An 8,129-nucleotide genomic window follows, 5' to 3' on the forward strand; every position below is an offset into this window, starting at 1 on the left:
CGGCGGCAGCGGCGGCTCGGGCTCCGGTGGCTCTGGCGGCAGCGGCGGCTCGGGCTCCGGTGGCTCCGGTGGCTCCGGCGGCGGCAGCGGCGGCGGCGACGGCGACGGCGGCGGTTCGAGCTCGGGTGGCGACGCGACAGGCGTCACCGACACCACCATCAAGATCGGCGTCCACGCTCCGGTCACGGGCGCCGCGGCCATCCCGCAGGCCTCGTTCGAGCGGGCAGTCGGTGTCTACTTCGACGCCGTCAACCGCGCCGGGGGCATCAACGGCCGCAAGATCGAGGTGCTCTTCGAGGACGACGGCTTCGACCCGAACCGGGCACGCTCGGTCTGCAAGACCATGGTCGAGCAGGAGAAGGTCTTCCTGCTGATCGGTGGCGCGGGTGCCGACCAGATCGACGCCTGTGCCCGCTACGCGTCCGCCTCCAAGGTGCCCTACCTCTCCGGTGGCGTGCACCAGACGCGTCCCGGCCTGGGCCCGCTCAGCAACCTGAGCACCTACTTCGCGGTCACGCTGGCCTACGAGCAGCAGGTCCCGCTGCTGGCGCGGCTGGTCAAGTCGCAGTACGGCGGTCAGAAGGTCGCCGTGATCGTGGCCGACAACGACAGCCTCGACAACTTCTACAACGCCGCCGACAGCCAGTTCAAGGCCGTCGCCGGTAGCAACCTGGTGCTCTCGCGCCGGATCCCGAAGAACACCACGAGCGACGCTCCTGCGGTCGGCACCTCGATCTGCCAGAGCGGCGCCAAGGTGGTCCTCTGGAACGCCAGCCCGAGCTCGTTCCTGAACGTGCTGAAGTCGATGGCGTGCAACGTGACCTTCATCGGTCCCGGCCTCACCAACGGTCTCAACATCGTCGCGCAGGTCGGCTGCCCCAACGTGAACGGCTCGCTGTTCTACTCGCCCATGCCCGGCATGGACGTGATGCGTCAGGACAAGGCATTCGTCACGGCGTACCAGCAGAAGAACAACGCGCAGCCCGACGACATCGGTGCGGCGATCTACGGTCTCGAGCAGATGGTCGGCGCGATGATCAAGGCGACCGGCAAGGACCTGACCCGCGAGTCGTTCATGGCCACCATCGCTCGGGTCAAGAACTTCAACCCGGGCGTCTTCCCGCCGGCCAGCTTCTCCAGCCGCTTCGGTGGCACCGGGATGCACCTGCTCAAGGCCGACTGCGGCAAGAACGAGTTCGTCACCGTCCGGCGTAACGAGCGACCATGAGCGGACTCGGTCAGGAGCTCGGGGTGGCGATCGTCACCGGGCTCCTCCAGGGGTGTGTCTACGCACTGGTCGCCCTGGGCATCGTGCTGGTGTTCCGCGCCTCCGGTGTCTTCAACTTCGCCCAGGCGGAGTTCGGGACGACGGGTCTCTTCGCGGCCTACGCCGCGCTGACCCTGTGGGGCTGGAGCTACCCGGTGGCGTTCGTCTTCGGTCTGGCCGTGGCGGTCGCGATGGGTCTGCTCACCGAGCGGCTGGTCGTGCACCCGTTGCGCAACTCCTCGCGGGTGACGGTCCTGGTGGGCACGGCCGGTGTGGCCCTGGCGGCCATCGGTCTGCAGTTCTGGCAGTTCAACGACACGCTGATCATGACGATGCCGCGGATCAACGACGCGTTCTTCCTGGTGCCGGTGCTCGGTGCGCCGGTCACCGTCCAGCAGCTGATCACGCTGGGCGTCCTCGTGGTGGCCTCGATCAGCCTGGCGATCTTCTTCAAGTCACCGTCCGGGCTGACCATCCAGGCTGCCCAGCAGGAGCCGACCGCCGCTGAGCTGGTGGGCATCAGCGTGCGTCGCGTCTCGATGCTGACCTGGGGCATGGCTGCGTTGCTCGGTGGTCTGGCCGGCATCCTCTCCGGTCCGAACCTGACCTTCACCGCCGGCTTCCTGAGCTTCGGTGCCGGTCGTGCGCTGCTGCCGGGCTTCATGGCCGCCGTGCTCGCCGGGATGCGCAGCATGCCGGGTGCCGTCGCCGGGGGTCTGACCGTCGGCGTGGTCGAGCAGATGGGGACGCTGTCGATGATGCTCGAGATCCCCGGAGCCCGAGCGATGTTCCTCTTCGGCTTCCTGCTGATCGTGCTGCTGTTCAAGCCGAACGGCATCTTCGTTCCGAAGGGGGCCACCGCATGAGCGCCACCGACGAGACGACCGACATCAACGACGAGACGACCGTCCTGCCGATCGTGCAGCCGGAGCTCCGTGAGTTTCGTCCCAGCCAGCTCGGCTGGACCGCACGCGGCATCGTCTGGGCCCTGCTGGCCTGGGTGGTCTTCGCCCTCCCGCTGAACGTGCTGTCGCCGTTCGAGGTCGGGGTGACCGACATCGACGTCGCCTCCCTCGCGGTCATCTACGCGATCGGCGGTCTCTCCCTCAACGTGCTGCTGGGCTACTGCGGCCAGATCTCGCTGGGCCACCAGGCCTTCGTCGGGATCGGCGCCTTCGCCTCGGCCTACATCGTGACCAACCTCAACCTCAGCTTCTGGCTGGCCGTGGGGGTGGCGGCGATCTTCGGCGGCGTGCAGGCGGTGCTGTTGGGTGCGGTCTCGCTGCGCCTGACCGGCCTGTACTTCGCGCTGGTGACCCTGGCCTACGGGTCCTTCGCGCAGGAGACCCTCTTCGGGCTCAGCTCGCTGACCGGTGGTGAGGGCGGCAAGCCGGCCCCGCGGCCGGACTTCTTCTCCAGCGGCTACCGGTACTACTACCTCTGCCTGGCGTTCCTGGCGCTGGTGCTCTGGATGGACTACCGGCTGACGTCGTCGAAGGCCGGTCGCGCGATGGCCGCGCTGCGGGAGAACCCGCGCGTCGCGTCGTCGTACGGCATCAACGTGCGGGCGTACATCCTCGTCGCCTTCGCGGTCTCCGGGATCTTCGCCGGCATCGCCGGGTCGCTGATCGCGCACCACGACGAGGTGATCGTGCCGAGCTCGTTCGACTTCAGGCTCGCCCTGCTCTTCGTCCTGATGACCGTGGTCGGTGGTCTGCGCAACCGGGTCGGCGTGGTCCTCGGCGCGATCTTCTTCGCGCTGCTCGAGGAGGGCGCGCTGGTCAGCATGTTCCGGCTCGAGGGCTTCTTCGAAGGCCTCCTGGGCCTGCCCACGGAGTTCGTCTCCCTGGTGGTCGGGCCGATCCTGCTGGTGCTGACCCTGACGCTCTACCCCGGTGGCATCGGTCAGCAGATCGCCCCGATCCGGCAATGGCTCATGGGTCACCGCTTCGACCGGCACGCCGGTCAGGTCAGCGACGTGGAGGTCAGCGATGTCCGTGCTTGACATCAACAACCTGACGATCAAGTTCGGCGGCATCACGGCGCTCAACGACGTCAGCATCCGGGCAGGGGAGTGGGAGATCGTCGGCATCATCGGCCCCAACGGCGCCGGCAAGACGACCCTGTTCAACTGCATCACCGGCTTCTACCAGCCCACGTCGGGCCAGGTGAACTACCGCGGTCAACGGATCAACGACCTGCCCGTCCACCAGCGCACCGCCCTGGGGATCGGCCGGACCTTCCAGAACGTCGGCCTGGTCAAGAACGCCTCGGTGGCCGAGAACCTCGCGACCGCCCAGCACCTGCAGGTCTCCTACGACCCGTGGGCGGGCATCGTCGGTTCGCCGGGCAGCTTCGCCGAGGAGCGGCGCATCGGCGACCGCAGCCACCTGATCCTGGACCTGCTGGACCTGACCGACGTCGCCAAGGAGCGGGTCGCCGACCTGCCCTACGGCGTGCTCAAGAAGGTCGAGATCGCGGCCGTCCTGGCCACCGATCCGGACCTGCTGCTCCTCGACGAGCCCGGCTCCGGCATGGGTCCCGAGGAGGCGGAGGTGCTCGGTGACACCCTGCTCAACCTGCGGCGCGAGTTCGGTCTGACCATCGTCATGATCGACCACCACGTGCCGCTGGTGACCCGGGTCTCCGACTACGTCTACTGCCTCAACTTCGGCGAGGTGCTCGCCGAGGGCAAGCCCGACGACGTACGCCGCCACCCCGAGGTCGCGCGTGCCTACCTGGGCACCGAGCCCGAGGACGAGGAGCCAACCGTGGGGGCTGTGCGATGAGTCTGCTCGAGATCCGCGACCTGGTGGTCGGCTACGGCCCCCACCCGGTCCTGCACGGAGTCAACTTCGTGGTCGAGGAGGGCGAGGTCTGCGTGCTGCTGGGCCTCAACGGTGCCGGCAAGTCGACGACGGTCAACACCGTCGCGGGCCTGCTCCGCCCCACCTCCGGCCAGGTGCTCTTCGACGGGAAGCCGCTGGGACGCAAGGCCCCCTCGGCCCGGGTGAAGCAGGGCATCTCGCTGTGCCCCGAGGGCCGTCGGGTCTTCCCGCGGCTGACGGTGCGGCAGAACCTGCGCCTGGGCGCGTGGAGTCGCCGTCGCAGCCCGAAGGCGATCCGTGAGCAGCTGAACCTGGTCTACGACTACTTCCCGCGTCTGGTGGAGCGTGAGGACCAGTTCGCCGGCACGCTCTCGGGCGGCGAGCAGCAGATGCTGGCCGTCGGCCGCGCGTTGATGTCCCGGCCTCGGCTGCTCCTCATCGACGAGGCCTCGCTCGGGCTGAGCCCGGCGCTGGCCAAGACCGTCTGGGAGGTCACCTCCCGGATCCGCGACGACGGCACCACGGTGCTGATGGTCGAACAGAACGCCGGCGCACTTCCCTTCGCCGACCGCGCCCTGATCATGGAGAAGGGCACTCTGATCCACACCGCCGTGGGTGAGCAGATCCGCAACGTCAACCTCCGTGAGGCGTACCTCGGAGCTTAGGAGTTCAACATGCAGAACAACCTCGGCCGTCTGGGCGGGCAACTCGGAGTGCTCCTGTGCCTGCTCGGCTTCCTCGTCATCTTCTTCGGCTGGAACGGCGCCGCCGGCGCCAACTTCCTGCCGGCGCAGTTCCCCTTCCTGATCTCCGGGGGCCTCGTGGGCCTCGGTGTCGTGATCGTGGGTGCGGCGATGATCCTGGTGCAGAACTTCCGCACCGACGTCGCCCGCCTCGAGGCAGCCATGGAGCGGGTCGCCACGGCCGTCGAGCGTCAGGCCGGCTCGGACCCGGCCGCCGCCGGCGGTCTGGACGGCTATGTCATCGCCGGCAGCGAGTCCTACCACCGTGTCGAGTGCAGCCTCCCCGAGGCTCGCACGGAGGCACACATGGTGCCCCTGACCGACATCATGGGCAGCAACCTGCAGCCGTGCCGCGTCTGTCACCCGCCGCAGTTCGGGCGCCTGGCCGGACGGTGATCTTCGCCCGACGGACTCGGTCAGCCTCGCTGCCGGTGGACCGCTCGGGCCAGGAGCAGACCACCGGCGAAGCCGACCAGGGTGCCGATCAGGGGACCCCACTCGGTGCCGGTGGCGTTGCCAACACCAGCGCCGACCACGACGGCGACCAGTAGCACGATCGCAGTCCTCAGGTTGTGGAACATCTCCCCGAGGAACAGGGTGCTGAACGACGGCGTCTGCGCCGATGCCCCCGTCGACTTCCCGGTGGACGTCGCGGCGGGTGTCGCCGCAGACGCCGTCGTCTGCGTGTCGCCCGTCGTCTGTGTGTCACCGGTCGCGTGCGGGTCGCCCAGTTCGATCACCTGGACGACGGCACCGGGCTCGAGCGGGCCGTAGATGTGCGGGTAGGTCTCCTCGGCGCCCGGCGGCACCTCCTCGACCACGGGAGCCGTGAGCAGCTCGGTCTCGATGACGAGCAGCACGAGCGGCTCCTCGACGTCGGCGTAGAAGCGCTGCCGCACGCCCTGCCACTGGTCGCCCCGACTGGCGTGCAGGAAGCCCTCCTCGGCGAGGCTCCGGCCGCGCGTCGAGGTGGTGTAGCTGCCGGAGACCTGCGCCTGGGCCCAATCGGCCGCGGTGGCGATGTGGAAGATGCGCATCGGAGCTCCTGGCCTCAGAAGAGTCGGTGAGAAGGGTCGTCGAGCCCGCGCAGGGCGTCGTAGTCGACGACGGCGCACGCGATCTGACGGTCGGTGGCCAGCACCCGGGCCTGGGGCTTGATCTCCTGAGCGGCGAAGATGCCGCGCACCGGGGCGAGCAGCGGGTCGCGGTTGAGCAGCTCGAGGTAGCGGGTCAGCTGCTCGACGCCGTCGATGTCCCCGCGTCGCTTGATCTCCACCGCCACGCTGGCGCCCGACTCGTCGCGGCACATCAGGTCGACCGGCCCGATTGCGGTCGGGAACTCACGTCGTACCAGCGTCAGGCCCGGCGCGATCGTGGCCGGGTGGTCGGCGAGCAGCGCCTGGAGGTGCTTCTCCACCCCGTCCTTCTGCAGGCCGGGGTCGACGCCCAGGTCGTGGGAGGAGTCGCTGATCACCTCGGCGAGCAGGATCCGCAGGGTGTCGTCGGTCTTCGGGTTGGTGACGGTCCACTCGACCTGGCCGTCCTCGGTGGTGCCCTCCCGCAGCGTGCAGGGCGGGGACATCCAGTTGAGCGGCTTGTAGGAACCGCCGTCGGAGTGCACCAGCACCGAGCCGTCGGCCTTGATCATCAGCACCCGTGTCGCCATCGGGAGATGGGCCGTCAACCGACCCGCATAGTCCACCTGACACCGGGCCACCACGAGTCTCACGCCCCGCAATGTATCGGCTGGTGAACTTGCTCACGGCACGGGGAGTCGGCGCATGCCATGATGCGCCCCATGACCAGCACCCTTCCTGAGACCGCCGCGCCCGCAACCGGACGCGACTTCGGCACCATCGGCGTCATCGGCCTCGGCACCATGGGTGCCGGTATCACCGAGGTCTTCGCCCGCAACGGCTACACCGTCGTCGGTGTCGAGCTGAACGACGAGGGCATCGAGCGCGGCCGCCAGCACCTCGAGCACTCCACCGCCCGCGCTGTGGCGCGCGGCAAGATGACCGAGGCCGAGCAGGCCGAGCTCCTCGGTCGGGTCAGCTTCACCACCTCGATCAAGGACCTGCACGAGGCCGACCTGGTTGTCGAGGCCGTCGTGGAGTCGCTCGAGGTCAAGAAGGACATCCTGCGCGAGCTCGACGGCGTTGTCGGACCCGACACGATCCTCGCGACCAACACCTCCTCGCTCTCCGTCACCGAGATCTCCACCGCCAGCTCGCGCCCCGGCCGGGTCATCGGCGTGCACTTCTTCAACCCCGCCCCGGTCCAGAACCTGGTCGAGATCGTGCGGACCGTGGTCACCGAGCCCAGCGTCCTCGACGCGGTCCAGGTGCTGCTGCAGAAGCTCGGCAAGAACCCGGTCGTCTGTGGCGACAAGGCCGGCTTCATCGCCAACACGCTGCTCTTCGGCTACCTGAACCATGCGGTCGCGATGTTCGAGGGGCGCTACGCCTCCCGCGAGGACATCGACGCCGCCATGCGGTACGGCTGCGGCTACCCGATGGGCCCGCTGGCGCTGCTCGACCTGATCGGTCTCGACACGGCGTACGAGATCCTGGAGACGATGTACCGCCAGGGTCGCGACCGGCTGCACGCGCCGGCGCCGATCCTCAAGCAGATGGTCACCGCGGGCATGCTCGGCCGCAAGACCGGCCGCGGCTTCTACACCTACGAGGCGCCCGACTCGAATGTCGTCGTGCCCGACGACCGCACGCCGTCGGCCGACGAGCAGCCGCAGCTGCGTCACGACATCAAGCTGGTCGGTGTGGTCGGCACCGGCACCATGGCCAGCGGCATCGTCGAGGTCTTCGCGAAGAGCGGCTACGACGTGCTGTACGTCGGTCGGTCGGCCGACAAGGTCGACGGCGTGGTCGCGACGATCACCCGCAACTTCGACAAGCAGATCCAACGCGGCAAGGCCACCGAGGAGGCCAAGGCCGAGGTCCTGGCCCGGGTACAGGGGACCACCTCGCTCGACGACCTCAAGGACGTCGACATCGTCGTGGAGGCGATCGCCGAGGACCTGAAGATCAAGACCACCCTCTTCGAGAACCTCGACGAGATCTGCAAGCCCGGCGCGATCCTGGCGACCACCACCTCGAGCCTGCCGATCATCTCGATGGCGAAGGTGACCACGCGTCCCCAGGACGTCATCGGCATGCACTTCTTCAACCCCGCCACGATCATGAAGCTCGTCGAGGTCGTCTCGACGGTCACCACCTCCGACGAGGTCACCGAGACCACCCGCGCCCTGTGCGCGAGGGTCGGCAAGGTGGC

At 68.6% G+C, this 8,129-nt stretch carries 9 protein-coding genes; 7 read left to right on the plus strand and 2 right to left on the minus strand.

Features of this window, described 5'->3' with window-relative positions; genetic code table 11:
* From ABZE72_RS13960 to ABZE72_RS13985, 6 genes are all read left to right on the plus strand, one after another.
* The coding region (locus ABZE72_RS13960; RefSeq protein WP_372729638.1) for an ABC transporter substrate-binding protein at nt 1–1,228 on the plus strand (1,228 nt) is incomplete at its 5' end.
* On the plus strand, nt 1,225–2,133 hold the full coding sequence (locus ABZE72_RS13965; protein ID WP_372729639.1) for a branched-chain amino acid ABC transporter permease: 909 nt from the start codon (nt 1,225–1,227) through the stop codon (nt 2,131–2,133). The genes ABZE72_RS13960 and ABZE72_RS13965, both read left to right, overlap by 4 nt.
* The gene (locus ABZE72_RS13970; RefSeq protein ID WP_372729640.1) at nt 2,130–3,272 is read left to right on the plus strand and encodes a branched-chain amino acid ABC transporter permease; all 1,143 of its coding nucleotides are present in this window, start codon (nt 2,130–2,132) and stop codon (nt 3,270–3,272) included. Before ABZE72_RS13965 ends, ABZE72_RS13970 begins: the two co-directional genes overlap by 4 nt.
* Nucleotides 3,259–4,056 carry an ABC transporter ATP-binding protein gene (locus ABZE72_RS13975; RefSeq protein ID WP_372729641.1) on the plus strand — a complete coding sequence of 266 codons (798 nt, stop codon included), beginning with the start codon at nt 3,259–3,261 and terminating at the stop codon, nt 4,054–4,056. Before ABZE72_RS13970 ends, ABZE72_RS13975 begins: the two co-directional genes overlap by 14 nt.
* Entirely contained in the window at nt 4,053–4,760 is a 708-nt protein-coding gene (locus tag ABZE72_RS13980; protein ID WP_372729642.1) for an ABC transporter ATP-binding protein, read from the plus strand. The genes ABZE72_RS13975 and ABZE72_RS13980 overlap by 4 nt, the downstream gene beginning before the upstream one ends.
* A 9-nt stretch (nt 4,761–4,769) precedes the next feature.
* A complete protein-coding gene (locus ABZE72_RS13985; protein WP_372729643.1) occupies nt 4,770–5,234 on the plus strand; it encodes a hypothetical protein in 465 nt (154 codons plus the stop codon).
* 20 nt (nt 5,235–5,254) lie between these two features.
* Here the strand turns inward: ABZE72_RS13985 and ABZE72_RS13990 are convergent, their stop codons facing one another.
* Both ABZE72_RS13990 and nucS read right to left on the minus strand, forming a co-directional pair.
* Nucleotides 5,255–5,875 (minus strand): DUF952 domain-containing protein, encoded by a 621-nt coding sequence (locus tag ABZE72_RS13990; protein WP_372729644.1) that lies wholly within the window; start codon nt 5,873–5,875, stop codon nt 5,255–5,257.
* 14 nt (nt 5,876–5,889) lie between these two features.
* Nucleotides 5,890–6,567: an endonuclease NucS gene (nucS, locus tag ABZE72_RS13995; RefSeq protein ID WP_372729645.1), complete on the minus strand. Its 678-nt coding sequence runs from the start codon at nt 6,565–6,567 to the stop codon at nt 5,890–5,892.
* 69 nt (nt 6,568–6,636) lie between these two features.
* Between nucS and ABZE72_RS14000 the strand changes: the two genes are divergently transcribed.
* The coding region (locus tag ABZE72_RS14000) for a 3-hydroxyacyl-CoA dehydrogenase family protein (protein ID WP_372729646.1) at nt 6,637–8,129 on the plus strand (1,493 nt) is incomplete at its 3' end.

Source organism: Nocardioides sp., assembly GCF_041600255.1.
Taxonomy (GTDB): Bacteria; Actinomycetota; Actinomycetes; order Propionibacteriales; family Nocardioidaceae; genus Nocardioides.

Coding starts and splice junctions, on each gene's coding strand:
- ABZE72_RS13970 (WP_372729640.1), top strand. CDS start 2,130: ATGAGCGCCACCGACGAGACGACCGACATCAACGACGAGACGACCGTC.
- ABZE72_RS13975 (WP_372729641.1), top strand. CDS start 3,259: ATGTCCGTGCTTGACATCAACAACCTGACGATCAAGTTCGGCGGCATC.
- ABZE72_RS13965 (WP_372729639.1), top strand. CDS start 1,225: ATGAGCGGACTCGGTCAGGAGCTCGGGGTGGCGATCGTCACCGGGCTC.
- ABZE72_RS13980 (WP_372729642.1), top strand. CDS start 4,053: ATGAGTCTGCTCGAGATCCGCGACCTGGTGGTCGGCTACGGCCCCCAC.
- ABZE72_RS13985 (WP_372729643.1), top strand. CDS start 4,770: ATGCAGAACAACCTCGGCCGTCTGGGCGGGCAACTCGGAGTGCTCCTG.
- ABZE72_RS13990 (WP_372729644.1), bottom strand. CDS start 5,875: ATGCGCATCTTCCACATCGCCACCGCGGCCGATTGGGCCCAGGCGCAG.